The organism is Prochlorococcus marinus str. MIT 0912, from assembly GCF_027359595.1.
Classification (GTDB): Bacteria; Cyanobacteriota; Cyanobacteriia; order PCC-6307; family Cyanobiaceae; genus Prochlorococcus_B; species Prochlorococcus_B marinus_C.
On record NZ_CP114783.1, the window covers coordinates 987,798 to 1,012,751 of the forward strand.

At 38.1% G+C, this 24,954-nt stretch carries 29 protein-coding genes and 1 tRNA gene; 19 read left to right on the top strand and 11 right to left on the bottom strand.

The genetic code is table 11. The annotated features are described in order from the left end of the window. Positions 1-99: 99 nt before the first annotated feature. Both O5640_RS05985 and rpsT read right to left on the bottom strand, forming a co-directional pair. Entirely contained in the window at positions 100-891 is a 792-nt protein-coding gene (locus O5640_RS05985) for a TatD family hydrolase (protein WP_269611445.1), read from the bottom strand. A 49-nt stretch (positions 892-940) separates the two neighbouring features. Continuing rightward, a complete protein-coding gene (gene rpsT, locus O5640_RS05990) occupies positions 941-1,237 on the bottom strand; it encodes a 30S ribosomal protein S20 (RefSeq protein ID WP_269611446.1) in 297 nt (98 codons plus the stop codon). 117 nt (positions 1,238-1,354) lie between these two features. Here rpsT and hisD point away from each other — a divergent pair, with 117 nt between their 5' ends. Then, on the top strand, positions 1,355-2,704 hold the full coding sequence (gene hisD / locus O5640_RS05995) for a histidinol dehydrogenase (protein ID WP_269611448.1): 1,350 nt from the start codon (positions 1,355-1,357) through the stop codon (positions 2,702-2,704). On the opposite strand, the gene rpiA is transcribed toward hisD, so the two are convergent. After that, a complete protein-coding gene (gene rpiA, locus O5640_RS06000; protein WP_269611450.1) occupies positions 2,691-3,401 on the bottom strand; it encodes a ribose-5-phosphate isomerase RpiA in 711 nt (236 codons plus the stop codon). The genes hisD and rpiA overlap by 14 nt on opposite strands. A 36-nt stretch (positions 3,402-3,437) precedes the next feature. Continuing rightward, complete coding sequence (locus O5640_RS06005) at positions 3,438-4,583, bottom strand: trypsin-like peptidase domain-containing protein (protein ID WP_269611451.1); 1,146 nt, start codon at positions 4,581-4,583, stop codon at positions 3,438-3,440. 98 nt (positions 4,584-4,681) lie between these two features. Between O5640_RS06005 and O5640_RS06010 the strand changes: the two genes are divergently transcribed. Genes O5640_RS06010 through infB form a run of 4 tightly spaced genes read left to right on the top strand, consistent with a single transcriptional unit; the run spans position 4,682 to position 10,640 of the window. Further along, positions 4,682-5,233, top strand: a complete 552-nt coding sequence (locus O5640_RS06010) for a ribosome maturation factor RimP (RefSeq protein WP_269611452.1) — start codon at positions 4,682-4,684, stop codon at positions 5,231-5,233. A 56-nt stretch (positions 5,234-5,289) separates the two neighbouring features. Beyond that, positions 5,290-6,759 (top strand): transcription termination factor NusA, encoded by a 1,470-nt coding sequence (gene nusA / locus O5640_RS06015; RefSeq protein ID WP_269611453.1) that lies wholly within the window; start codon positions 5,290-5,292, stop codon positions 6,757-6,759. Further along, on the top strand, positions 6,756-7,031 hold the full coding sequence (locus O5640_RS06020; RefSeq protein ID WP_269611454.1) for a YlxR family protein: 276 nt from the start codon (positions 6,756-6,758) through the stop codon (positions 7,029-7,031). The genes nusA and O5640_RS06020 overlap by 4 nt, the downstream gene beginning before the upstream one ends. A 60-nt stretch (positions 7,032-7,091) precedes the next feature. After that, positions 7,092-10,640 (top strand): translation initiation factor IF-2, encoded by a 3,549-nt coding sequence (gene infB, locus O5640_RS06025; protein WP_269611455.1) that lies wholly within the window; start codon positions 7,092-7,094, stop codon positions 10,638-10,640. Positions 10,641-10,699: 59 nt separating this feature from the next. On the opposite strand, the gene O5640_RS06030 is transcribed toward infB, so the two are convergent. Continuing rightward, positions 10,700-10,966: a DUF3493 domain-containing protein gene (locus tag O5640_RS06030; RefSeq protein ID WP_269611456.1), complete on the bottom strand. Its 267-nt coding sequence runs from the start codon at positions 10,964-10,966 to the stop codon at positions 10,700-10,702. A 34-nt stretch (positions 10,967-11,000) separates the two neighbouring features. Here O5640_RS06030 and O5640_RS06035 point away from each other — a divergent pair. After that, positions 11,001-11,072, top strand: a tRNA-Thr gene (locus O5640_RS06035). Between the two features lie 260 nt (positions 11,073-11,332). Next, entirely contained in the window at positions 11,333-12,079 is a 747-nt protein-coding gene (gene folE, locus O5640_RS06040; RefSeq protein ID WP_269611457.1) for a GTP cyclohydrolase I, read from the top strand. Between the two features lie 50 nt (positions 12,080-12,129). On the opposite strand, the gene O5640_RS06045 is transcribed toward folE, so the two are convergent. Together O5640_RS06045 and O5640_RS06050 are read right to left on the bottom strand one after the other, a co-directional pair. Next, positions 12,130-12,615 carry a hypothetical protein gene (locus O5640_RS06045; RefSeq protein ID WP_269611458.1) on the bottom strand — a complete coding sequence of 162 codons (486 nt, stop codon included), beginning with the start codon at positions 12,613-12,615 and terminating at the stop codon, positions 12,130-12,132. A gap of 151 nt (positions 12,616-12,766) precedes the next feature. Further along, on the bottom strand, positions 12,767-13,957 hold the full coding sequence (locus O5640_RS06050) for a hypothetical protein (protein ID WP_269611459.1): 1,191 nt from the start codon (positions 13,955-13,957) through the stop codon (positions 12,767-12,769). 199 nt (positions 13,958-14,156) lie between these two features. Between O5640_RS06050 and O5640_RS06055 the strand changes: the two genes are divergently transcribed. Further along, positions 14,157-14,396: a DUF3721 domain-containing protein gene (locus O5640_RS06055; protein WP_269611460.1), complete on the top strand. Its 240-nt coding sequence runs from the start codon at positions 14,157-14,159 to the stop codon at positions 14,394-14,396. Positions 14,397-14,408: 12 nt separating this feature from the next. Continuing rightward, positions 14,409-14,837 (top strand): hypothetical protein, encoded by a 429-nt coding sequence (locus O5640_RS06060; protein ID WP_269611461.1) that lies wholly within the window; start codon positions 14,409-14,411, stop codon positions 14,835-14,837. A gap of 131 nt (positions 14,838-14,968) precedes the next feature. Here O5640_RS06060 and O5640_RS06065 read toward each other — a convergent pair whose 3' ends face one another. Together O5640_RS06065 and O5640_RS06070 are read right to left on the bottom strand one after the other, a co-directional pair. After that, complete coding sequence (locus O5640_RS06065; protein WP_269611463.1) at positions 14,969-15,586, bottom strand: hypothetical protein; 618 nt, start codon at positions 15,584-15,586, stop codon at positions 14,969-14,971. Between the two features lie 158 nt (positions 15,587-15,744). Continuing rightward, complete coding sequence (locus O5640_RS06070; protein ID WP_269611465.1) at positions 15,745-16,530, bottom strand: metal ABC transporter permease; 786 nt, start codon at positions 16,528-16,530, stop codon at positions 15,745-15,747. Between the two features lie 17 nt (positions 16,531-16,547). Here O5640_RS06070 and O5640_RS06075 point away from each other — a divergent pair, with 17 nt between their 5' ends. Then, complete coding sequence (locus O5640_RS06075) at positions 16,548-16,988, top strand: Fur family transcriptional regulator (RefSeq protein WP_269611466.1); 441 nt, start codon at positions 16,548-16,550, stop codon at positions 16,986-16,988. A 23-nt stretch (positions 16,989-17,011) separates the two neighbouring features. Here the strand turns inward: O5640_RS06075 and O5640_RS06080 are convergent, their stop codons facing one another. Continuing rightward, positions 17,012-17,707 carry an ABC transporter ATP-binding protein gene (locus O5640_RS06080; RefSeq protein ID WP_269611467.1) on the bottom strand — a complete coding sequence of 232 codons (696 nt, stop codon included), beginning with the start codon at positions 17,705-17,707 and terminating at the stop codon, positions 17,012-17,014. A gap of 89 nt (positions 17,708-17,796) precedes the next feature. Between O5640_RS06080 and O5640_RS06085 the strand changes: the two genes are divergently transcribed. From O5640_RS06085 to O5640_RS06125, 9 genes are all read left to right on the top strand, one after another. Continuing rightward, complete coding sequence (locus O5640_RS06085; RefSeq protein WP_269611468.1) at positions 17,797-19,323, top strand: metal ABC transporter solute-binding protein, Zn/Mn family; 1,527 nt, start codon at positions 17,797-17,799, stop codon at positions 19,321-19,323. A gap of 116 nt (positions 19,324-19,439) precedes the next feature. Beyond that, positions 19,440-19,700: a hypothetical protein gene (locus O5640_RS06090; RefSeq protein ID WP_269611469.1), complete on the top strand. Its 261-nt coding sequence runs from the start codon at positions 19,440-19,442 to the stop codon at positions 19,698-19,700. 5 nt (positions 19,701-19,705) lie between these two features. Further along, positions 19,706-21,088 carry a CobW family GTP-binding protein gene (locus tag O5640_RS06095; RefSeq protein ID WP_269611470.1) on the top strand — a complete coding sequence of 461 codons (1,383 nt, stop codon included), beginning with the start codon at positions 19,706-19,708 and terminating at the stop codon, positions 21,086-21,088. Beyond that, positions 21,076-22,149, top strand: a complete 1,074-nt coding sequence (locus O5640_RS06100; RefSeq protein ID WP_269611471.1) for a WD40 repeat domain-containing protein — start codon at positions 21,076-21,078, stop codon at positions 22,147-22,149. The genes O5640_RS06095 and O5640_RS06100 overlap by 13 nt, the downstream gene beginning before the upstream one ends. 146 nt (positions 22,150-22,295) lie before the next feature. After that, entirely contained in the window at positions 22,296-22,439 is a 144-nt protein-coding gene (locus tag O5640_RS06105) for a hypothetical protein (protein WP_269611473.1), read from the top strand. Between the two features lie 126 nt (positions 22,440-22,565). Further along, positions 22,566-22,721 (top strand): hypothetical protein, encoded by a 156-nt coding sequence (locus tag O5640_RS06110; protein ID WP_269611474.1) that lies wholly within the window; start codon positions 22,566-22,568, stop codon positions 22,719-22,721. A 151-nt stretch (positions 22,722-22,872) separates the two neighbouring features. After that, on the top strand, positions 22,873-23,502 hold the full coding sequence (locus O5640_RS06115; protein WP_269611476.1) for a 2OG-Fe(II) oxygenase: 630 nt from the start codon (positions 22,873-22,875) through the stop codon (positions 23,500-23,502). Positions 23,503-23,710: 208 nt separating this feature from the next. Next, the gene (locus O5640_RS06120; protein WP_269611478.1) at positions 23,711-23,872 is read left to right on the top strand and encodes a hypothetical protein; all 162 of its coding nucleotides are present in this window, start codon (positions 23,711-23,713) and stop codon (positions 23,870-23,872) included. Between the two features lie 165 nt (positions 23,873-24,037). Beyond that, entirely contained in the window at positions 24,038-24,247 is a 210-nt protein-coding gene (locus O5640_RS06125; protein WP_269611480.1) for a hypothetical protein, read from the top strand. Between the two features lie 198 nt (positions 24,248-24,445). Here the strand turns inward: O5640_RS06125 and O5640_RS06130 are convergent, their stop codons facing one another. After that, a complete protein-coding gene (locus O5640_RS06130) occupies positions 24,446-24,652 on the bottom strand; it encodes a hypothetical protein (RefSeq protein ID WP_269611481.1) in 207 nt (68 codons plus the stop codon). Positions 24,653-24,954 lie beyond the last annotated feature (302 nt).

The window sequence follows — 24,954 nt, forward strand, 5'->3', positions numbered from 1 at the left end:
GTAGAACCTTCAAGGTTTAAGCGCGAATACCACGCCTTGGCAAGACAATAAATAACTCTACACTCAAATCAGAGAATTAACTAGAGGAAATAATAATATTTAAGGCAACGCAAACAATTCCCTTGCGTTTTGAGTAGTTTTCTGAGCAATTTTAGAAAAACTTTCACCTCTAATTTCAGAAATTTTCTCTACCACATGCTTTACAAAGGAAGGTTCATTCCTTTTCCCTCGATGAGGGACAGGTGACAGAAAAGGACTATCGGTTTCCACTAGAAATCTACTTTGAGGAACTTCTTTTGCGCATTCATGGATATCAATAGCATTTTTAAAAGTTACGTTTCCACTGAAGCTTATATAAAACCCAAGATCAAGAAACTCTCTCATCTCTTTGACATTGCCGCTCCAGCAATGCATAACACCTTTTGGACAGCAACCATCTTCATAGAGCCTAGAAAAGACTTCTAACATTTCTTTTGCAGCATCTCTGCAATGAACAATGACTGGCAAATTCAATTCAGAAGCCAAGTTTAATTGCGGCATTAAAATTGAAAGCTGCTCACTCAAATTCTCTGCCTTAAAAAGATCAAGTCCTAATTCTCCTATTGCGACAACTCGACTGTCGTCAAGGGCTGCTTGTTTTAAAACACTTATAGTTTCAGGTTTCCAATGATGTACATCCAATGGATGGACCCCTACTGAATATCTCATCTCCTGAAATTGATCAGCCATTAATTTAATAGCAGGGATTTCAGAGGGTTCTACGCAGGCATGTAATAAAGCTTTAACACCCTGGGATCTCCACCTTTCTGCAACTTTTTCTCTATCTTCATTAAAGTTAGAGAATACGATATGACAGTGACTATCAATTATTGAACTTTTGGAATCGCTCAAGATGCAAAATAGAATGTTCTTTTAATACTAAATCCTAGAATATTTATTCTCAAACAACTTCTTTCAAAGCTTTCTTGAGTGCAGAGCTAAGTCTTGATTTCTGATTAGCTCCTGTGTTTTTATGCAAAACACCTTTTTTAACTGCTTTATCAATTTTGCTAAAGGCTAAATTAAATGTTTTTTGAAGATCTACTTTAGATTCATCGCCAGGCTCTTTCTCAAATATTCCACAAGCAACAAAGCATCGCTTCATTAAAGTGCGAACAGTAGATTTGTAATTTTTGTTTTCAAGGCGGTTACGTTCCGCAATTTGAATTCGCTTTTTAGCTGAGTTGGTATTTGCCACGGAGGCTTAGTGTTTTAGTCTTATGTTAATCCACACTACCTCAAGACCATGAAGAAGATCTACATAAATCAAAATTAAGGCATAAGATAACCAAATTGAACCAATAGCCAAAAGTTCATGACGCAAATAATTAATAAGAATGAGGTTCAGGAAACTCCCTCAAAAAGATTAGCCATAAGAACGGCAAATAATATTGAACAGGCTCAGCTTGAGCTCAAGACAATTACCGACAGAACCTCTGGAGCCACTCAAGATAAAGCCATAAAGGTAGTTGACGATATTCTTAAAAACGTTGATGAAAGAGGTGATGAGGCGCTTAAAGAATACACTTCTCGCTTTGATGGATTTCAAATAGAACAATTTCAAGTTCCATCAGATTTAATACTGAAAGCGTGGGAAGAGACTCCTAGAGAGTTACAAGATTCACTTTTATTAGCCAAAACAAGAATTGAAAAATTTCATAGTCTACAGGTACCAAAAAATATCACTTATTCTGGCCCCCATGGTGAATCACTAGGACGTAGATGGAGCCCTGTTGAAAAAGCGGGAATATATGTTCCTGGCGGAAGAGCAGCCTATCCGAGCACCGTTTTAATGAATGCTATTCCTGCTTATGTGGCAGGAGTGAATCAAACCATAATGGTTTCTCCAGCCAACTCAAAAGGAGAATTAAACCAAACAGTACTAGCTGCAGCACATATTTCAGGTATCAACAAAGTTTTTCGTATTGGAGGCGCGCAAGCTATCGGAGCGCTTGCTAGTGGCACTGAATCAATCCCAAAAGTAGATGTCATTACTGGACCAGGAAACATCTATGTAACTTTGGCAAAGAAAAAAGTTTATGGGAAAGTAGGCATTGATTCTTTGGCTGGTCCCAGTGAAATCCTAATAATCGCTGATCAATCAGCAAAATTGGAACATGTTGCATCAGATATGTTAGCTCAATCGGAACATGACCCTTTAGCTTCGGCAATACTAATCACTACTAATAAAAAATTAGCTGAGAAAATACCAGCAGAAATTGAACGTCAATTAATTAATCATCCAAGATTAGAAATATGTCAAGAATCAATTAAAAACTGGGGTTTAATAGTCCTTTGTGATGACTTAGAAACTTGCGCAAAATTAAGTGATACTTTTGCCCCTGAACATCTTGAATTACTTGTGGAGGACCCAAAAGGATTATCGAAAAACATCAAGAATGCTGGAGCAATATTTATGGGGCCATGGAGCCCAGAGGCTATTGGGGATTATCTTGGGGGCCCTAATCACACTCTTCCAACATCAGGGACTGCTAGATTTACTGGCGCTCTTGGGGTTGAAACTTTTATGAAAAATACCTCACTTATAGATTTTTCAGAAGAAGCCTTTAATCAAAATAAAAAAGCGGTCGTGCATTTAGCAAATAGCGAAGGGTTACACAGCCACGCAGAATCAATACGAATTAGAGACTCTAAATCTTGTTAAGAGATTCAACATGCACAACTTCATTTTCTACTTTTCCCACTAACACCTCATCTGTCAGGTTTACAAAAAGTCCATTTTCAAGAACGCCTGGAATGTTGTTGATTTGACTCTCCAAAAGTTCAGGTTGGTCAATACCATTCCTAAAAGTCAAATCAAGAATCAAGTTTCCCTGATCAGTAACTATAGGCCCAGCCTTTTTCTGGGCCATTCTTAGATTTCCTTCTCCTTCAAGATCTTTTAAAGTTTTTTGTACTTGTTTCCAAGCAGAAGGAAGAACTTCTACCGGTAATTTGAAATCAAGATTCAATTTTTCAACAAGTTTTGTTGAGTCAACAACAACTATAAATTTTTTAGCCAAAGCGGCAACAAGTTTTTCCTGTACATGACAAGCTCCTCCTCCTTTAATAAGTTGAAATTTGGGATCAACTTCATCTGCGCCATCAATTGCAAGATCAATTTCTGAAACTGATGAAAGAGATTTCAATGGTATTCCTAATTGAGAAGCAAGGACTTCACCCTGAAAAGAGGTAGTAACTCCAACAACATCTTTAATTTCTCCTGATTTTATTTTCACCGCAAGAGCTTCAATCATCAAAGCTGCTGTAGATCCAGAGCCAAGACCAAGAATCATCCCGTTTTGAATTTGATCTACAGCAGCTTGAGCAACTGCTTGTTTCATCTGATTTTGAAGATCCATTAAGTCGTACCTTTTCGAAAGACAGTAGCAAGATTTTCAACTAATTCCTGGTAAAGCAGCGGGCTTAATAGAAAGATTAATCTCTTTATTGTTTCGAACCACTTCTAATTCAAATGGTTTTCCTATTTGAGCATTCTCAACTTGCATCAGTAAAGATCTAGGATCATTAATTACATTCCCCCCTGCATTAATCACAAGATCACCCCTTCGTAATCCACCCTCTTCTGCTGGACTTTGAGGAATAACAGATTGAACAAGTGCTCCTGATCGTTCAGGCAAAAAAATCAATGCATTTGGATCTTGATTATGCTCTTTAGCTATTCGTTCATTCAACAAAACCAACTGAGCTCCTAGGTAAGGATGAATAACTTCACCATTGGCAAGCAATTGATTAGTAACTTTTGAAGCAAGATTGATTGGGATTGCAAATCCTAGTCCAGCCCCAGGACCAGATCTAACCAAAGTATTTATTCCAATAACTTCTCCATTTGCATTGATCAAAGGTCCCCCAGAATTTCCAGGATTTATTGCTGCGTCAGTTTGTATTAAATCCAGTCTTTTATCAGAAAAGCCAAGACTATTGATATCTCTATGAAGGCTGCTGACTATACCAAGTGTGACAGTACTTTCAAGGCCATAAGGAGTTCCAAGAGCAATTGCCCAATCCCCAACTTGGATATCTTCTGAATCACCTAATTTTGCACTTTCTAAACCAGGATATTCTTTAATCTTCACCAAAGCCAAGTCAGTAACTTGATCTGTTCCAAGAACTGTTCCATCAACTTGATTTCCATTTTGAAGAGTGATTATCACACGATCAACTCTTTCAACTACATGAGCATTGGTGAGAACTAATCCTGAACTATCAATTATCACCCCAGAACCCTGACCCCTTTCTTTTTTTGGGATAGTACCTAAATCACCTAAAAGATCTCTTAACAAAGGATCTAATAAATCGGATTCAAATTCATCTGTTTGAAGATCTCTTTCAATATCAATCCGGACTACCGATGGTGAAACCCTACTTGCGACATTAGCAACAAAACTATGTGATTCATTTTCTAGAAAGTCTTGTGAAGCCAACAAAGATGACGGCCCTAAGAAAAAGAAAAGAAGAATTGTCGAAAGGAAAAATATATGCCTATATATCCTCATGATTTCTAACTTTTTAAGGCTCAGCATAATTAGTTTAAACTTCAAAAAACAATAAAGTAGATCAATGCAAAATAAGAAGAACCTGATTTTAGAGGTAACCGAAACCTCTATCTAGTAATATTTATTTGCCTGACGGTACCTCTTTAAATAGAGGCGGGTCAAAACTTAAACCGCTCGGGCTTCCTGCCCGACTTCGACACTGCCTTTTGTCTAATCAAACCGTTACAGAATTGAAAGTTCTTACAACAAAGTCAGCCACTAATCATGGCTTTGATGTAACAGATTTTCAGATGTTCACGCATCTAAATCCCTTATCAATTCAAGTAAACATTCGACACAAAAATTCTGAGAAAAAAGTCACTCTTGATGACTGTTCTATTCTTAGCCAATATATTGACAAAGCTATTCAAAGTTCCTCCATTCTTGATCAGCCATTTACTTTAGAAATAAGCAGTGAGGGAGTTAGTGATCTCTTAACTGAAGAAAAAGATTTTGAAATTTTCAAAGGTTTTCCAATTGAAGTTACTTATCAGGATTTAAAAAAAATTGAGCAACAAATAAATGGTTTGCTTCTAAAAAGGACTGATAATGATCTACAAATAAATCAAAAGGGTAAAACTCAGCGAATCCCAGTCGAAGACGTTATTCAAGTCCGACTCACAACACCTTCTGGTTAAAATCTAGATATCAATTATCTAACCCAGTCCTTCTCATCTTTTATATCCCATCATCGATGGCTCTTGTTCTACTCCCAGGCTTAAATAACTTAATTGAAGACATTAGTGAGGAAAAAAAACTTCCTTCACAAGTTGTCGAAGCTGCTTTAAGAGAAGCACTTCTCAAAGGTTATGAGCGATATCGAAAAACTCTTTATCTGGGTATTAGCGACGATCCATTTGAAGAGGATTATTTTAGTAACTTTGATGTTGGTTTAGATCTAGAAGATGAAGGGTATAGAGTTTTGGCCAGCAAAATAATAGTTGAAGAGGTTGAGAGTGACGATCATCAAATAGCAATAGCTGAGGTCATGCAAGTTGCTGATGATGCTCAAGTTGGAGATACCGTTGTCCTAGATGTGACTCCAGAGAAAGAAGATTTTGGAAGAATGGCGGCAGCTACAACCAAGCAAGTTTTAGCCCAAAAATTGAGAGATCAGCAAAGAAGAATGATCCAAGAGGAATTTGCTGACTTAGAAGATCCAGTTCTAACTGCCAGAGTCATAAGATTTGAAAGGCAGTCCGTAATTATGGCAGTCAGTTCTGGTTTAGGTAGACCAGAAGTAGAAGCAGAGCTTCCAAGACGAGATCAATTACCTAATGATAATTATCGAGCAAATGCAACATTTAAAGTATTCCTTAAAGAAGTTAGTGAAATCCCTAGAAGAGGACCTCAACTTTTTGTGAGCAGGTCGAATGCTGGGCTTGTTGTCTATTTATTCGAAAATGAAGTTCCTGAAATTCAAGAAGGTTCCGTTCGAATTGTTGCTGTTGCTCGCGAAGCAAATCCACCCTCAAGAGCAGTAGGCCCGAGAACAAAAGTAGCTGTTGACAGTATTGAAAGAGAGGTAGACCCTGTTGGAGCATGTATTGGTGCTAGAGGATCACGTATTCAACAAGTGGTTAATGAACTTCGTGGTGAAAAAATAGATGTAATTCGTTGGTCTTCTGACCCTGTTCAATACATTTGCAACTCACTAAGTCCTGCAAGAGTTGAAGTAGTAAGGCTTGTGGATCCAGAAGGTCAGCATGCGCATGTCCTGGTTCCTCCAGATCAACTTAGCCTTGCCATTGGTAGAGAAGGGCAAAATGTAAGACTTGCAGCAAGACTTACGGGATGGAAAATAGATATAAAAAATTCACAAGAATATGATCAAGCCACTGAAGATTCCGAGGTTGCAGAATTAATTTCTCAAAGGGAAGAAGAAGAATCTTTACAGAGAGAAGCTGAGCAGAGATTAGAGGCAGAGCAAGCAGCTAGAGCGGAAGAAGATGCACGATTAAGAGAGCTTTACCCCCTCCCAGAAGACGAAGAAGACTTCCAAGATGAGCAATTATCAGATATGAATCTTGAAGACTCTGAATCCTCTGAGACTGATTCAGAGATCGATGCTGAAAACACAGAAACTGATGATATTGAAGAAACAATCGAAGAGGCTGGTACGGGCGAAGATAAAGTAACTACAAAAGAGGAAGGAACCCGGTGAGTCAAAGCCCCATTCTGCGTAGATGTGTAGCTTGCAAAAAAGTTCTTGATCGCAAGTTTCTTTTAAAAGTTACTAAAGACTTTCAGAATGGAGTGGTTCTCTCAGGCGGGATGGGAAGATCAGCCTATCTCTGTCCAACTGAGTCATGTTTTGAAGAAGCTTTGAAGCGTAAACGATTACAAAAAGCCTTGAGATGTGATATTCACTCAAGCGTTTTCAATATGCTCCAAAAACAACTTAATACCTGCATTGATTCAGATAGTGAGGCATGATGTTAATGAAGAGAACTCAGTCAACTCAAAAACCAAATCTAAAGTTCAAGCACAACATTAATGACCAGCAGCGGTAAAATCAGAATTTATGAATTGTCAAAGGACTTAAGTCTTGACAATAAAGATGTGCTAGACGCAGCTCGGAAACTTTCCATAGCAGCTAAAAGTCATAGCAGTTCCATAAGCAGTCTTGAAGCAAATCAAATCAAAGATTTTCTAAAAAAAAGTAATGTAAAAACTTCTAGGAAACCTATTAAGAAATTAGATAAAGAAATTCTTTCCGTTAAGAAAGGTCCTATCAAAACTCGAAAGGATCAGGAACCCGAACTGAAGCAAAATAATCCTGATCAAAAAGAGCTTTCAAAAGCAAAGTTAAATGTCCCTTCACAGCCTAAGCAAACCTTAGTTAAAACCCAAATATCATCTCAAAAAAATCAACAAAAAACTTTAAAAAACAAATTCCCTACACAACAACCTATAAACGCACCCTCTAAGCCAAACCAACCACTGCCTCCAAAGCCAAGACAAGCCTTAAACCAAACTATTACTAAACCTATAAGTCAAACTGTAAAAAACATTCCTATTGAAGAAATAAAAACGAATAACAAATTAATAAATCAACCTAAAAGTTCTAATTCAGCCCAAAAGCCATTAACTCAACCACAACAAAATTATAGTCAGCAACCTAAGAGACCATTAGCGCCGCCAAGCAGACCAAAAACAAATATTCAAGATAAAAAACCATTACAGCCCAATGACCAAAAACCAAAAACAAGGATTCAGCAAGATGACAAATCTTTTCAGAAAATAGGGCCAGGCAATTTTCAAAAAATCAAAAATCAAAACAAACAAAATTCGCCTTCAAGAATCCCTCAGCCCCCTACAAAAGGAAATACTCTTGAACTTGTCGGTGCTCCCATACGTAGAGAAAAGCCTATAAGTAAACCCCAGACCAACGAAGCAAGAAACAAACCTTTGATGCCAGCGAGACCTGGAGCACCAAAACCTCCAGTATCTGCAAATCGTCAAGGGTTATCAAATCGATCTGGCTCTAACAACAGGTTAGTAGGAGCAAGTCGTCCTGGGTCGCCAAATCGACAAGGTCCTAACCGAGGCGGAGGAGCCAATCGCTCCCTACAAAATCGTCCAGGAGCTAATAATAGAGCTGAAGCTCCAGTTCGTTCTGGGTCTCCTAATCGAGGAGGAATGCAAAATAGGCCCGCAGTTTCTACTAAGGGAGTTGGTGGACCTAACCCTTACCGCTCTAATAATCGTCCAGGTGTTCCATCTGGCATGAGGAAACCAGTTGCGCCTAGTGAATTGATGCAACTGCAAAAGCCACAAGCTAGGCCAAGTGCTCCTCAAAGGAAATCTGATTCTCAAACTGGTCCCAGACCTAAAAGAGAAAATTCCACAGGCGCAAAGCCTCCAGTAAACAGGCCAACTCCAGCTGCTCCCAAAAAGCCAGCTCATAGGCCAGGTGGTACCGCTACTGCACCAAGAAGAACTGGAAAACCTGATTGGGATGACAGCGCAAAACTTGATGCTTTAAGAAACAAATCGCCTCAAAAACAACGTCAAAAAGTCCACATTATTGGAGAAAATGATGATGCTCTTACTGCAGAGACAAGTGGATTTGCTGGGGAACAACAAGCAGTTGTTCTCTCAGCCAGCTTAGCTCGACCATCAAAGCCTAAATCTGGCAAGAGAAACAATGGGAAGCCTTTAACTGCCCTTAAAAAGCGTAAGAAAGAAACTACCCGACAAAGGCAACGAAGACGTGCGATGGAATTAAGAGCCGCTAGAGAAGCAAAACTTGTAAGGCCTGAAATGATTGTTGTACCAGAAGACAATCTCACAGTTCAAGAGCTTGCTGACATGTTGAGTGTTGAAAGTTCAGAAATCATTAAATCATTATTTTTCAAAGGAATTACTGCCACTGTCACTCAATCGCTAGATCTAGCCACAATCGAGACAGTCGCTGAGGAATTTGGTGTACCTGTTCTTCAAGATGATGTTGAAGAGGCTGCGAAGAAGACAGTTGAGATGATTGAGGAGGGAGATTTAAAGCACTTAATTAGAAGACCGCCCGTAGTTACCGTGATGGGGCACGTGGACCATGGAAAAACATCTTTACTTGACGCCATAAGAAAAGCAAGGGTTGCAGCAGGTGAAGCTGGAGGCATTACTCAACACATTGGTGCTTATCAAATTGAAACTCAACATGATGGATCAACTAAGAAACTAACTTTTCTTGACACTCCTGGGCATGAAGCATTCACAGCGATGAGAGCTAGAGGAACCAGAGTTACAGATGTTGCGATTTTAGTTGTAGCGGCAGATGACGGAGTTAGGCCTCAAACCCTTGAAGCTATTAGCCATGCAAGAGCAGCAAAAGTTCCCATTGTTGTAGCAATCAATAAAATAGATAAAGAAGGGTCTTCTCCCGACCGCGTAAAACAAGAATTATCAGAACAGGATTTATTGTCAGAAGAGTGGGGTGGAGATGTAGTAATGGTTCCCGTAAGCGCCATTAAAGGCGAAAACATAGATAAACTTTTAGAAATGGTTTTACTCGTAACTGAAGTAGAAGATTTACAAGCGAACCCAGATAGATTGGCAAAAGGAACAGTTATAGAGGCACATCTTGATAAAGCGAAAGGCCCAGTCGCAACATTACTTGTCCAAAACGGTACCCTTAGGTCGGGAGATGTAGTCGCAGCTGGACCAGTACTTGGAAAAGTCAGGGCGATGGTAGATGAAAATGGATCCAGAATCAAAGAGGCGGGTCCATCATGTCCAGTAGAAGCTCTTGGATTCAGTGAAGTGCCAACAGCTGGTGATGAGTTTGAGGTCTACCCAGATGAAAAAGCTGCAAGAGCAGTTGTTGGAGAACGTGCCACAGATGCCAGGGCAGCAAGACTTGCTCAGCAAATGGCTTCCAGACGAGTATCACTTTCTTCGATGTCTGGCCAAGCAAGTGAGGGTGAACTTAAAGAATTAAATATTATCCTCAAAGCTGATGTGCAAGGAAGCTTAGAAGCAATACTTGGTTCTTTAGAACAACTTCCTAAAGACGAAGTCCAAGTAAGAGTTTTGCTATCAGCTCCAGGTGAAGTCACTGAAACTGATGTGGATTTAGCAGCTGCATCTGGTGCAGTCATCGTTGGATTTAATACTTCAATGGCATCGGGTGCTAAACGCGCAGCCGATGCGAATGGAGTTGATGTAAGAGAATATGAGGTTATTTATAAGCTTCTAGAAGATATTCAACTAGCTATGGAAGGTCTTTTAGAACCAGAAATGATAGAAGAAGCCTTAGGGGTCGCTGAGGTTAGAGCAATATTCTCAATTGGCAAAAGTGCAGTTGCTGGTTGCTATGTTACAAATGGAAAAATACAACGGAATTGCCGGGCCAGAGTCAAACGAGGAAAGCAAATTGTTTTTGAAGGAGATCTAGATTCACTAAAAAGAAATAAAGATGACGTCAAAGACGTATCAACAGGTTTCGAATGCGGAATAGGTTGTGATCGCTTTGCGAACTGGGAAGAAGGGGATCAAATAGAAGCATTCAAGCTTGTAACCCAAAGAAGAAAATTGACCAATTAAATTGAGTTTTTATTCCAACCTTATATCTGAATAAATAAAAATAAATTCAAGTCGAAAAATTAATCTTCAACTTGTTTATTTCTATCTTTATATAATAAAAAACTTAGAATTAATAATGCTGAGCTTTGGATTGCAAGATCATTAAAAGATACAGTATCACCTGCGATGATATTAGTAATCATAATAAAGAACCCTAGAGCAGCTGAGCCGAAAAGCGCTATCCAAACAGCTCTTCTTAATCCCCGATATGGATTTTTTGACTCCTTTAAAAGTCGAGCTCTTAAATTGGGATCCAAATTGGATCCGGGCTTATTTGGATTGTTCAAAAAATAAATCAAAAGATGATAATTTGATTCTAATGCCGGTGTAGCTCAGGGGTAGAGCAACTGATTCGTAACCAGTAGGTCGGTGGTTCAATTCCACTCATCGGCATAAAGTTATCCAATGACATTTGACAGAATTTTCCTGAAATAAAGTTACCTGTATAAAGCCCTTATTCATATATATCTTCTTGCTGGGCAACAGTGATAACAGTTCAAAAAATAAATACCTTTAACTTAGAAAATAACTGTGAATAATGATTCTAAGAAAAGAGTCTAGGTATTCTGCTCATAACGAAAGTGATCTCGATATGTTAGGGTCTTAGCGCTCTAAATGTATGTCATCGGTTTTTACCCTTACAAACAAAGGTTATGACTTCTACTGCTCCTAATGAGAATGTTAAGGATAATTTAAAAGAACAAATTTCTTGCAAATTGGTCTCAGAAATAATTCGTGAACGTATAGAAGCAAATGGAGCAAGATTCCATGCAAATGATAATATTTCCGATTTTATTCAGCCAGGAGAACTAGAGACTCTTGAGAGAGAAGTTGCCACAAGAGTTAGAGATTTGCTCAAAACTTTATTGATTGATGTCGATAATGACCACAACACTCAAGAAACTGCAGAACGCGTTTCCAGAATGTATTTAAATGAAGTATTTAAAGGCAGATATCATCCTCAACCTAAGGTTACTAATTTCCCCAACGATAGGAATCTAGATGAGATCTATACACTAGGACCAATAACTGTTAGATCTGCTTGTTCTCATCACTTGGTTCCAATTCTTGGAGATTGCTGGATAGGAATAAAACCTGGTGAAAAAGTTATTGGAATTTCGAAGTTTGCAAGAGTAGCTGATTGGGTATTTTCTAGGCCACATATTCAAGAAGAAGCTGTAATGATTCTTGCTGATGAAATTGAACGTTTGTGCGAACCAAAAGGTCTAGCAATCCTTGTTAAAGCTCAACATTATTGTATGAAATGGCGAGGAGTAAAAGAACCCGAAACCAGCATGATCAACTCAATCGTTAGAGGTGATTTCCGTCATGATGCAAGCTTGAAGCAGGAGTTCTTCGAACTTGTTAAACAACAATCAAACTTCGGTAAAAATTACTAAATCAACTAAAAGGATTTGATAGTTTACTTAAGACTATTAATAAAGTTCTCCTAGAGAAAAGAGGGATCTAAAAGTGATGGTCGATAAGAAAGTAAAAATGGCCTTTGGTCGCTCTTAACTGCAACAATCACATCTTCTCCAGTGTGCCAAATCCATTGTTGTTGAGATGATGAACCACTCTCAATATCAACGTTTGTTCCAACTGGAGGACCAAAACGGTAACGTAATCCTGCTAAGACCTCAGTCATGTTTTCGTTGCCAATTTCATAAGCAAGTTGTTTTAATCCAGACTCCTTTTCAATTCGTACTCTAAGAGCCTCTACAGGTAAACCACTTATTTGAATATCTTTCACTTCGAACAGATTCTGATTTGTTTTGTTAGCAAGAGGGATCAAAGAGACACCAAGATGAGTTTCTACGTTCGAAAGATCCATTCCCCATTTCAAACCTTCAACACATGCATTAACTGGTTGAGAAAAAACTTGAAAAAGAAAAACAAAAATCATAATGAAAATATATTTAGAAACCTTGGTCATAGCTGAATTGAACACTTTTTAAGTTTGATAATAGATCTCTAGATAAAATAGTTATTGTTTCCACTTATTAGAAATCAAATCTCTAGGATTGAGATGATGAGTTTAATATCGACTACACAATTAGCTTAACTAAAAATACAAAACATTTACATCAGAACTTGAAAGTAGTTTTCACTAAAGCTCCATTAACGTCCTCTTTACCATCTTGTTCAATAACAAAAATAGCTGGAGTAACTGTGACGCTATCGTTCACCGTAAAATCATAAAAAGCTTCCCAAGCCAAAGGATCATCATAGCCACTATCATCTCTATGAGTTTCGGCTGTTCCAATACCAAACCCAAACTTATTCCCCTCGATAAACGCATCATGCCATAGGAAGCCAACAGACCATGTATTGCCATCCTCCACCTTATTCATTGCAGTATCAGGATTATCCTCGTTCTCAGGATTCTTCCAACCAATACCAGCACTCAGGCTGTAGTCGTTTCCGAATTGATAACTACCACTAATTCCATAAGAAGAGTAATCATTCACATCAGGAGAATCATCGGTATTCCCATTATCTGCTTGAGTATAGGCCGCTGCAAGAGTAAATTTCTCATCAACCCATGCCAACTGAGTTGTTATATGATCTTTACCGTCATCAGTTAAGAAACCAATCGAAGAGTTTGATGCGTCTTCTGAAACGAAGAGTGCAGAAGCAACTAATTTGTCATGGGACCAAGTAATACCAGCACCCGCTCCCATTTTTTTGGAATAAGTATCATTGGCTCCTGCCTGGTTTAGTACAAACAAGACTCCATCGCCTGGGTAAGCACTTGGCCACACACCAAGCAAATCATCTTGACGAAGCTTGGGGCCAAAAGTTACTTGAATATCGTCTCCAACAGGGAATTGGTAATAAGCCTTGTGAAGTTCTAACGAATCACTACTACTGAAAGCAGTATCTAATCTTGCCTCACCCATCATCCCGAAGGGCTCCATCATCCCAAAATTACCTATGCGAACAGCAGTCTTAAGCATGTCTTGGCCAGTAAAACTGGTCATAAACATGAGCTTGGTATCGTAATGAAAAACTGTACCATCCTTGTCCCCAGAAGCAGACATTCCACCCATTCCACCCATTCCACCCATTCCAGAATCGCTTACGCCATCTACTCCACCCAAAACAAAAGTCGTTTTACCCATAAACATAGTCGAAGGGTATGAATCCCCCATCTTCATGTGACTATCATTGTGATCATGATGACCTCTATGATCGCCACCTCCTGCTTCAACAGCCATCGGAGCCATTAAGCCTAACGAAGCAGGAATAAAGAGTAATCGTGAAAAAAGCTTCATAGACCTCACAAATACTAGTTATACTAGTAAAACTATATATAGGCCCGAATTTAATCTGATTAACTTGCGATAGCGATAATAAATGTGCTTTTCGCTACAAAGAATTTGTGTGTTTTGCTACAAATATTCAAGGTCTTTTGCTGACAGCGTTCATTATTTAATTAACCTAAAACTAGACGAGCTAGATAAACCTAGAAAGATGAACAATCTCAAGCCTATTTTCACCGCCATCATTATTTCTATGTCGTTTTCACTGATGGGATGCTCAGGTAATTCCCAAACAAATGGAACTCCTGCACTTTTTGAAACGAAAGTAGAAGCTGAAAAAGCAGCCAAAAATTTCAATTGCACTGGAGCTCATAAGATGGGAGATAAATGGATGCCTTGCAAAAGTCATACAGATCATGAATCTCATGATGGGCATCACCATCATCACTAATATTGTTAGATAATGACAAATTCCACTAGTACCGATCAGAACAATTCCGAAAGTCCTTCTCATTGCGGAAGTAAACCAAAAAAAATTGCATTTGGGATAGCACCACTCGGATTTATATCCATGGGAATTGTTACCATTGGGATTGTTCCCATGGGTGTCGTTTCTATAGGCGTAGTAGCTATGGGAGTCGTTAATGCCTCAATAGTAGGAATGGGTATATTTTCTGCAGGAATAACAACTATGGGCCTAAAGGTGTGGAGTCCGGAAAATAATGCTATTCACGAGTCAATCAATCGTTCACATTCTCCTTCTTCAAAAAATATATATGCATATCCAACTAAAGCTCAGGCAGAGATCGAAGCCAAAAAGATCGGATGCAATGGTGTCCATAAGATGGGTAAATTATGGATGCCTTGTGCAATCCATATCAATCCTAACTAATCTTGAATTAATTAAGAATTTAAAGTTGTGTTATAAAATTCTTGGCAATGTATCTACGATCGACTCAATCAGCCATCTGTTTTGTAACAAATTAGGATTTAATTAACTTTCGAAAAGTGATTTTAATTGGTCTAAGAATATATATCTTCAACTAACATTGAACCCTTTTCGCAAATTTGCTGCTGTGAAGGGAATTTTTTATTGGAGCAACAACATTCTCCTCTATCTGAATTGTTGATCCAATTAATGATCCCTGTGCGGATTGGTTGAGGACATACTTGTCCTTCTTTAAGGTGATTGATTTCTTCGCTTGTTAAAGGATCAGCATGTTCAATAAAAAGGGACTCTTTAAGCCTAAAAGAACATGTCTCATTCCATTGCTCAAAACAATTTATATGATTTATAAAATCATTCCATGCTTCTTTCATTGATCTATATCCCTTCCTTTTTAACTCTTTGCTGAAAACAGCTTTAATGAATTCATTAAAATTCTGCAATTCATGAGGTGTAAAAGATGGTTTTACATGGCTTTCATAATTAGGAAAGTCAAGTTTCTTCTCTATTGATTGCAGTCTTTGTTCAATCCTGTTGAATCGAGAATCTATCGATTCAACAGGCAGGCTCTCTATTTGATTAACAAAACAATCAGAGACATAACTAACCAATGATTTTCCTGAAATCCTCGCACTCTCTTTAATCTTTTCTAAAAGTTTTGGGTCAATACTTACATTGAGTTGCGTTCTCTTCATGAGTTAATCAATGAAAGAAGGAAAATATCCAATTAATTAATATTTTATTGAATTCAAAACCATTTCGTTACCATTTTCAGATTTCTTGATCTTTAAGAAGCTATCTCTTTTCATCCATCCAAAAAGTGCATCTATTAGCAATAAGAGTAAAAATAAATCTATCTATTCTTTGGTAGCAAAATCAATGAAATCACACAAAGAACACTTATGAAAGGTCCAGGAGGCAAATTCAAAATCATAGCCAGCGAAAAACCTATAAGCGATAAAATTAATCCAAATATGGAGGATCTAACCATCGCAATCCATAAAGATTTTGCTTTCTGTAATCCCAACAAAGTTGGGGTTGAAAGTAACGCAATCACAAGAATGACTCCCACTGCAGACATGGAACTCACAATGACAAGTGCCGTAGTAAAACCAAGAGACAAATTAAAAAAAGATACATTAACTCCACTTGAAGCAGCTCCTTCTGGATCAAGACCAATATGAACAAGCTTGTCGTAACCAAAAAGCATCAAGCAAATAAATACCGAGAAAGCAATCAAAGTTCTTAGAAGATCACTCATATTTGCAGTTAATAAATCTCCAAATAAAACAGCCTCCAAATCAATCCTGATTCCCAGTAGAGGTATAAGCAAAACACCGAATCCCATCGAGCCAGCAAGAATTGTATTCATAACCGCTTCATAATTTTGATTTTTTTTATTTGTCAAGCTTTCTGCTGCAATAGCTCCTACCAAGCCGCTGATGACTCCACCAATAGAAGGATCCAAACCAAGCGCCATAGCCAAAGCAAGACCTGGCAGCACACAATGCGAAATTAAATTAACTTGAAGAAGCCTTTTATGAGTGATCAAAACAGTTCCCATCGCAGGGCAAAGTATTCCTGAAAAGGACGTTATCAAAAGAGGGATTATCCACCAATTTGTATTGAAAAAAGACATTAAGCCAATGATTCAGTATGGTCAGTAAGAGACATCAAGGTAAGATCTTGCTTATGATTACAAGCAAGCCTGAAATCACTAAACGACAACAGCAATTGCTCAATGAACTCAAGAAATGTAATGATGAATTGAGTGGGCAAGAACTGCATAGACAACTTCATAATGGTGAAAACACAATGGGACTGACGACGGTCTATCGAAACCTGCAAGCACTAGTAAAGCAAGGTTTGATTCGTTCCAGACATCTTCCCAACGGTGAGGTTCTTTATGCACCAGTTGAAAGAGATATTCATCATTTAACTTGCGTCAGCTGTGGAGAAACAAAACGATTGAAGGGATGTCCGATCAAAATGATGGATCTGTCTCAAAACAATTCGAAAAACTTTGAGCTGTTGTTTCATACTCTTGAGTACTTTGGTCTCTGCCAAACTTGTTCTAGGCAATTGAATGCTGGATAAGATTTTTTGAATATGAATCAAACCTATAACTTCCACCTCAAATAATTAATTGAACTAAGTTTTTCCTGAACCTCCTCAGGGTTGCCAGAAGCCAAAATAATCTTATCTAGAACAACAACCTTGTCATAAGCATTTAAGGACGTCCCCCAATCGTGACTACTAACGAACACCGTTAGCCCCGAATCAGCTAACTGACGGATGATTAATAGAAAATCTTCTTTTGCAGGGGGGTCAAAGGCGGAACACGGTTCATCAAGTAGAAATATTTTGGCTGGATTCATTAATGTTTTTGCAAGTAATGCTCTTTGTTGCTGTCCACCAGACAAAGCATCAAGTCTTCTTTTTGCTAAATGAGATATTCCAACACGTTGAAGGGCAGCTTCTAATTCACAACAAGTAGATTTGGAATGATTTACTCGACCTAAAGAGACTAATCCTTCAACAGTAATTGGGAAATTCCAATTCAGCTTTCCCCTCTGAGGCATTAAAGCAACTTGAGATCGATGATGACTCAATGGTTTTCCGTCAACAGTAATTTCTCCTTGATCCGGAGTGCTACTCCCTTGCAGCAAGCTTAATAATGTTGACTTACCAGCGCCATTTGGACCAACAAGAGCAGTCAAAGTACCTGGTTCAAGCTTAAGAGAAACCTTACTTAAAACAGGTTTGATATTACTGGAATAGGAATATGTCACATTTTCAGCAATCAAACTAGACATCAATTAGAGGATTTGCTGACAAGAAACATAATATACTTGCCAATACTAAATGAAAATGATTATCGTTTTAGATACGCTTTATATTTTTAATGTCGAATTTTTCAAATCAGTCAAAAAAGGCTAAATCCATAATAAATCAAACAGTCCTTAAGAGCTCTTTTCTTGCTGGAGCATTTTTATTCTCGGGAATTAATCAGAGTGCACAGGCAGATTCAAAACCAATTGTTGCCGTAGAGCCATTGGTCTGCGATGTCGTTTCTGCTATTGCACCACCTTCAAGGCCTGTAACCTGCTTAATTGACAGAAAACAAGATGTTCATGATGTCAAAATCACTCCAAGACAGGCCCAAACACTGAAAAGTGCAAACCAAGTATTTACTCTTGGTTCAGAGATGACCCCTGCAATCAAGAAATGGTTAGATAATCCTTTAACTGTTGTTGTCGGCGTAAGTGCAATAGAAATAGACGATCATCATGACGATCATGATGATCATGATGATCATTCAGCTGCTAAGGATGATGACCACGATGATCATTCAACTGCTAAACATGACGATCATGATGACCACGATGATCATGGCGATAGCCATGGAGAAGGAGCTTTTGAATGGGCTGGTGTTTTTGATCTTTCAGCAGGAACATACAAATGGTCTTTTGCCAAAGTCGATGGAGACTATGCTGATCCTGCAATGAAAATGGTTATTCTCAACTCTGGTGATATTGAAGCATCAGAAGAGCTTGCTAAAGAATTATTAGGATCTAAGAATTCAGAAACCAAACGCAATAATGACAAACTTATTGCGCAGAAAAAAGCATATTTTCTTTCATTTAATGAGAAGAAAGACACCACAACATTTACTGTAGAAATCAAAAAATCTGGCAAATATGCATTCTTTACTGAGCATATGCCTTTTGAATTTGAAGCCGACGAACATTTCTTTAAGGATGTTTCAGGCGACGATGTTGAACCAATTGCTCAAGTCCCAGATGAAGGCGATCATCATCATCACCATGACCATGGTGGGCTAGATCCTCATATCTGGCATGACCCTCATAACATCATCAAGATGGGAAATGTCATTTCTAAAAATATCAATAAGAAAATTTCCTTTTTTGACAGAGAAACAAAAAAAGTTTTAAAAGAAAGAACTAAAGCCGTTAATTCTATTTTGGAAGATCTCGACTTATGGACTCAAAAACAAGTTGCCACAATTCCTACTGATCAAAGGACAATCGTTTCTAAGCACAAAGCGATGGAATATTACGGAGATGCATTTGGCTTGAAAACTTTGAGTCTATTAGATTTCCTTGGTGATTCTTCCAGCCTTAGACCAGAGACTATTTCAACGGTAATAGCTGAGCTCAAAGAAGAAAATGTGAACGTATTATTCGCTGAGCAAAAGCCTCCTTCCAAGCTATTGAAAAACTTGAGCAGACAAACTTCCACCCCTATCGCAAGAAATCAAATCTTTGTTGATGGTCTAATGCTAGAAGGGAATACTGTTTCAGTAGCAGTACACAATACATGTACAATTGTTGATTCGCTTGGTGGAGAATGTGATGAAAAAGAGGGTGAGAAACTCGAGAATGAATGGAATTCTTTAACCAACCCTTAATATTTAAAGCTTTAATAATGTCTACCTTAATACAAGGTAGACATTATTAAAGCCAAATGTTTCCAACCAAAGGATATAAAGCTTACAAACAACATTGGGAAGACCAGGCGGGTTTCATGGATAAACCACCATGGGACCAAAATAAGATCCTAAAACTTACTATATCAACAGATTTCGATTCCAATCTAAAAGAACTTCAATTTTCAAATCATTCGCTTAAAAAAGAGAATGCAACAAATATATTAAGAGTAAAAGTTCCTTACAATTATTTCGAACTGGATGACTTTGAATCAAAATCACTTGAATTATTGGGTATCAAAGAGACTTGGCTAACTGATATTTCTCTTGATAACTCACATTGTTCAAATCGTAATTAAAGAAAATGGGCACCAAGCAAAAAGTACCAGTGACAATACTGACTGGTTTCCTAGGGTCTGGAAAAACGACTCTACTTAATCGAATTCTAAGCGAAGAACACGGTAAAAAAATAGCTGTTATTGAAAATGAATATGGTGAAGTTGGTATTGATCAAGGATTAGTAATCAATGCTGATGAAGAGGTCTTCGAGATGTCGAATGGTTGCATCTGCTGCACCGTTCGTGGTGATCTTATTCGTGTACTTGGAAACCTCATGAAGAGGCGAGACAAATTTGACTATGTTTTAGTTGAAACTACTGGCCTTGCTGATCCTGGTCCTGTCGCTCAGACATTCTTTATGGACGATGAAATCCGTGAAGAGTTTTCACTTGATGGCATAGTCACACTTGTTGATGCGGCCCACATAGATCAACAACTTGGTCGAAGTGATGAGAGTTCGGAGCAAGTTGCCTTTGCTGACGTCCTTGTGCTAAACAAAACCGATCTAGTTTCAGATGAATCACTCGACAACTTAGAATCACGGCTACGTGATATGAATCGTATGGCTCGTGTCATACGCAGTAAACAAGCAGACGTCTCAATTGATACTGTGCTAAATCTAAGTGCTTTTGATCTAGATCAAGTACTTCAGCGTCGTCCAACTTTTCTTGAACCAGAATACCCATTTGAGTGGACAGGTGTTTTTTCACTTGAAAAAGGTCGCTATGAACTTACGCTCGAAGAAGGTCCAGACCCCACAATGTCTCTCGTCCTGTTATTAGACCAAGGTAAAGACGAGACAGCTCTTAACACAGGTGCTGAATCATGCGTGAGACTCTACGCAGAACAAGAACAACTTATGAATCCAGGGGATATAGTTCCAGTCGACAAGCATGTGAGCCTTCAACTTCAATCCGAAGGGACTAAGTCCTTCTTCATAGATGTTGATAAGGCAAGGGATATAGGTCTATTCACTCAACATACAGCCGAAGAATTTAATATGAAATTAACGAAAGTAAATACTCCTTCTACAGACGAGATAGATAATGATCAGAACATTTCTGCGATATCCCCAACAGCTGAACGAGTTTGGGTAGCAGAACATGAACATGATGACGAAGTAGGTTCCATTGCTATCGAACGAGTAGGGGATGTAGATCCAGAGAAACTAAATAGGTGGTTAAGCAGGCTCCTATCAGAAAAAGGGGTGGATATATTCCGCACGAAAGGATTCATTAGCTATGAGGGAGAGTCACGGCGAATAGTTTTTCAAGGAGTACACATGCTCTTCACAGCTCAACCGGATAAAGAGTGGGGCAATGAACCTCGCCGTAACCAACTCGTCTTTATCGGTCGAAATCTTGATGAAGCAGAAATGAGTAGGGAGTTTGACAAATGTCTGGTATAGAAGCATTCAGTCCCAAGGGAATGCTTCATGAAGGTTGGTCTACTCAAGTTGACGACTATGCGATTGTCTGCGGCTGGGCACTAGAAGGTAAAACTTTTTTAGTAGGTGATGTCGCTGGTGGGCTTTACGCATTTGAGGGGCAATCTGGAAAGCTCATTTGGCAAGTAAAAGACATTCATAAAGGTGGCTTACTAGCAATGTCTATTCATCCAGATGGAAATACTTTTGCGACTGCTGGCCAGGATGGACATGTGTGCATATGGGAAAGTCAAAAGGGTAAATCAACTAAAAACTTGGAACTTGGGAAAGGATGGGTTGAGCACATCAAGTGGTCCCAAGATGGAAAATTTTTAGCAGTAGTTTTTACTAAATACGTCTATATTTTTGATAAAAAAGGTCAAGAGCACTGGAGATCAGAAGAACATCCCAGTACTGTTAGCGCGATTGCTTGGTCTAATTCAAATGAATTAGCAACAGCATGCTATGGCCAGGTCACTTTTTTTGATGTAGTTAACGACAAGGTCAATCAAAGACTGGAATGGCGAGGTTCACTGGTATCTATGGTGCTTAGTCCAGATGGAGACATAGTGGCATGCGGCAGTCAGGATAATTCTGTTCATTTCTGGCGTCGTTCAACAGATGAAGATTCAGAGATGACAGGATATCCAGGAAAACCAAGCCACCTAGCTTTTGATCAAACTGGCACAGTACTTGCTACCGGGGGTAGCGATCGAGTGACAGTTTGGAGTTTTCAAGGCAATGGTCCTGAGGGCACTGTGCCAGGAGAGTTAATGCTTCATACTGAACCCATTTCTTGCCTTGCTTTCTCACATAGCGGGATGCTTCTAGCTTCAGGAGCAAGAGATGGTTCGGTTTTTTCTTGGTTTCTCCAAACAGATGGTCAGGGTGATCCAGTTGGTGGTGCATTTGCAGGTGACCTTGTAAGCCAAATCGCTTGGCATCCTGATGACACTGCCTTGGCTGCAATAAATGCAAACGGAGGAATTACGGTTTGGGAGTTTAAGGTTCGGACGATAACGTCACCCAAAGGATTCGAATAGGGTCAAAATTTCTTATTTCCAATAGATTCTGAAGAGCTGCTCGATTGCTATTGGCTAGAAAATTAAAAATTCAAAAAGAGGAGTTTTTACTGATGTATAAAGATTCAAAATAACCTATATATGGTCATATCCCACAAGAGGATTCAATGAATAAAACAATTCTTTGGCTTCAAGAATTACTCATTTCAATGGGCAATGCTCTATTTCATCCTTATAAAGACAACTCACCTCCAAGTTTTGAGGCACAGCCTTTCAGAGATGACCCCTACAAAAACCGAGGAATTGCGTAAGTTAAGATCAAAATGGAATTAAATTTCAAAGAGAGGTCCAAGTGGGCCTCTTTTTATTAGCTATTTACGAGAAGGAAAAGTAACGACCGAACCATAAATAATTAGAGAATGTGCTTTAATAGTCCTATGAATACACAGATTAATAAGAAGTTAAGCACTAGCAATCCTGGCGTTAACTTAAAAAAAACCGACAACAAAAAACCTACTTGGCATTTTGAAGTTGAAGGGAGCGGTCAAAGAAAGAGATATTTAAGATCTCTAAGAGATAAGGCTGTAGCTTAATTCATATCCTTTTAATTAAAACAACTTCATCTAAATAAAACTTACTACTAGCCAACCACGAGAGGGCAAAGGCTTCATAAATTATTTTCATTGAATGGTACTTTCAAGCGATTTAAAATATCGAGAGATAAAAGAACCTTAGAAAAATTCTATGAATTTAATAGCTAGTTATAGAAACAAAGGTTTTGAATCTGTTGCAGATGGTGTGATGTCATTTTTCGATCGTCGCACAGACTTGCATCGCAATGGAATCGCCTTCAGTAATGTGGCAAAAAATGATTCAGACCCTGCAAAAATTTCTACTGATATCAGCCTTGTAGCAATAGATCGAGCTGATCCAGAATCATTTGCTTTGTCTGAAGTAATAGTCAGAGGAGTCAATGCTGGACTTCAAAAATACCTTCAAGAACGCCCACTTTTTAGCGAATGCGCTCCTGAACAATCCCTCTTTGTTAATCCAATTTTTAATCTACAACGTTATGCTCCTGGGGAGGGATTTAAAAAATGGCACTGTGACTGGACTGTTAGCGAAGAAGCGACCGAACCAGTTCACAGAGTCCTAGCTTGGATTTTGTATTGCAATGATGTCGATTCAGGAGGAACAGAATTTCACTGGCAGGAATATCATGAGACCGCGGAAAGAGGAAAATTAGTTATTTTTCCCGCTGGACTTACACATATTCATAGAGGTCGAGTTAGTAAGACTCATCCAAAAACAATTGCAACAGGATGGATCAATGCCGGTTCAAGAGATTCATACATTTCTAGACTAGCTCGATAGTTAATTACTTATTTATTCATTTAATCAGATCTCTCATTAGGAATATTCAACCTGGTTCTCTCTAAATTATTTAATAAATCGAGAGTTCAGATATAGATTGATAATAATTTTTGAAGAAACATCAACAGATTGAGAATGTATTGTGTATTATCTACTAACGTTCAGCTCAATTTGAGTCGCAGTTAGATTCAAGCCATGGAACGGGGACTTGAACACTGAAATCATTCCAATGGCTGAGCTAACTTACAGAGGACTTAAGTACACTCAAACTAAATCCGCTAAAGGGTCACAAGAAGTGCACTTGCAATATTGTGGTCATGAAATAATGAGTAAGAGAATCCATGAAGCCATGAAAGCCGAAATGGGTTAATAAACAATAAAGAACCTATCCTCGATAAAAGTATCATTTTAAATTATACCTTTTAGATTTGTTATTTTTATAAATAATAAATCAGATAAATTTGATTATTTGGAATCAATAAATACAGATTTAATTTATTGATTCCTTTATTTATATATTTCTTTCAGCTTAAACATGCAATATGAGCCAGGGACAATAGATTGTCATGTCTTTTTAGAATGCAAAGAGCAAATAGAAAAAATGCTACTTAGATTACACAAAGTAGAAAATACTGAGCATATTTGCGACCAACTTCAATCTATCTATCAACAAATAGAAGGTATGCACGAATTAAAAAAAGTGAAACGAAAAAAAATTCTATCCAATCAAAAATTGATTACATAGAATTCATAAATATACAAATTCTTGATAAGTTTTTAATTTTGTATCAATTAAGTCTTAACTTATTCAACCAGATTGCCTATAACTGTTCTATCAGAAAACCCGTTCCAAAGTTTTCTGTAGGGAGGTCATCACTACTGGGAAGGGTATTGACCTCCCTCCCCAATCTTGAATAAAAGAATATTTAAACTATTTAATTTTCTAATTAAATCCTAGTTTTAAAGTGCCCCAAAGATCAAATGCACCAAATAAAAAAGCTATAAAGACCAAGTCCCATGCCTTCTGCTTAATAGCCCAGGGAGCAAAAAAGATCTCACCTATCCCATGGAGAGCTGCTCCGACACCTAAATGATCTAAAACCAAAAGACCATGGGATAATAAAAATAATCCACTAGCAAAGTATCTCAAAAATGTATCGTAGGTGATGAGTTTAATTTTTCTTGATGTTCGAAAAAGTTATCGCTGATGCAGGGATAGATTTAAAAGCTTTAATCATTTCATCAACCAAAAGTTTTTTATTTTTAATGCTTGATTTAGACATGGTTCAGTAATATTTTATATGATCAACTTATTAATAATTTTTATAATCTTATGTATCATTAATTGCTTTGTTAGCTAAATAAAACAAAATATATTACTGCTTTTCAGTATATTTAAATACTTTATTCTTTTACAAACAGCGAATGATTCTCTAAAAATGAATTAATTAC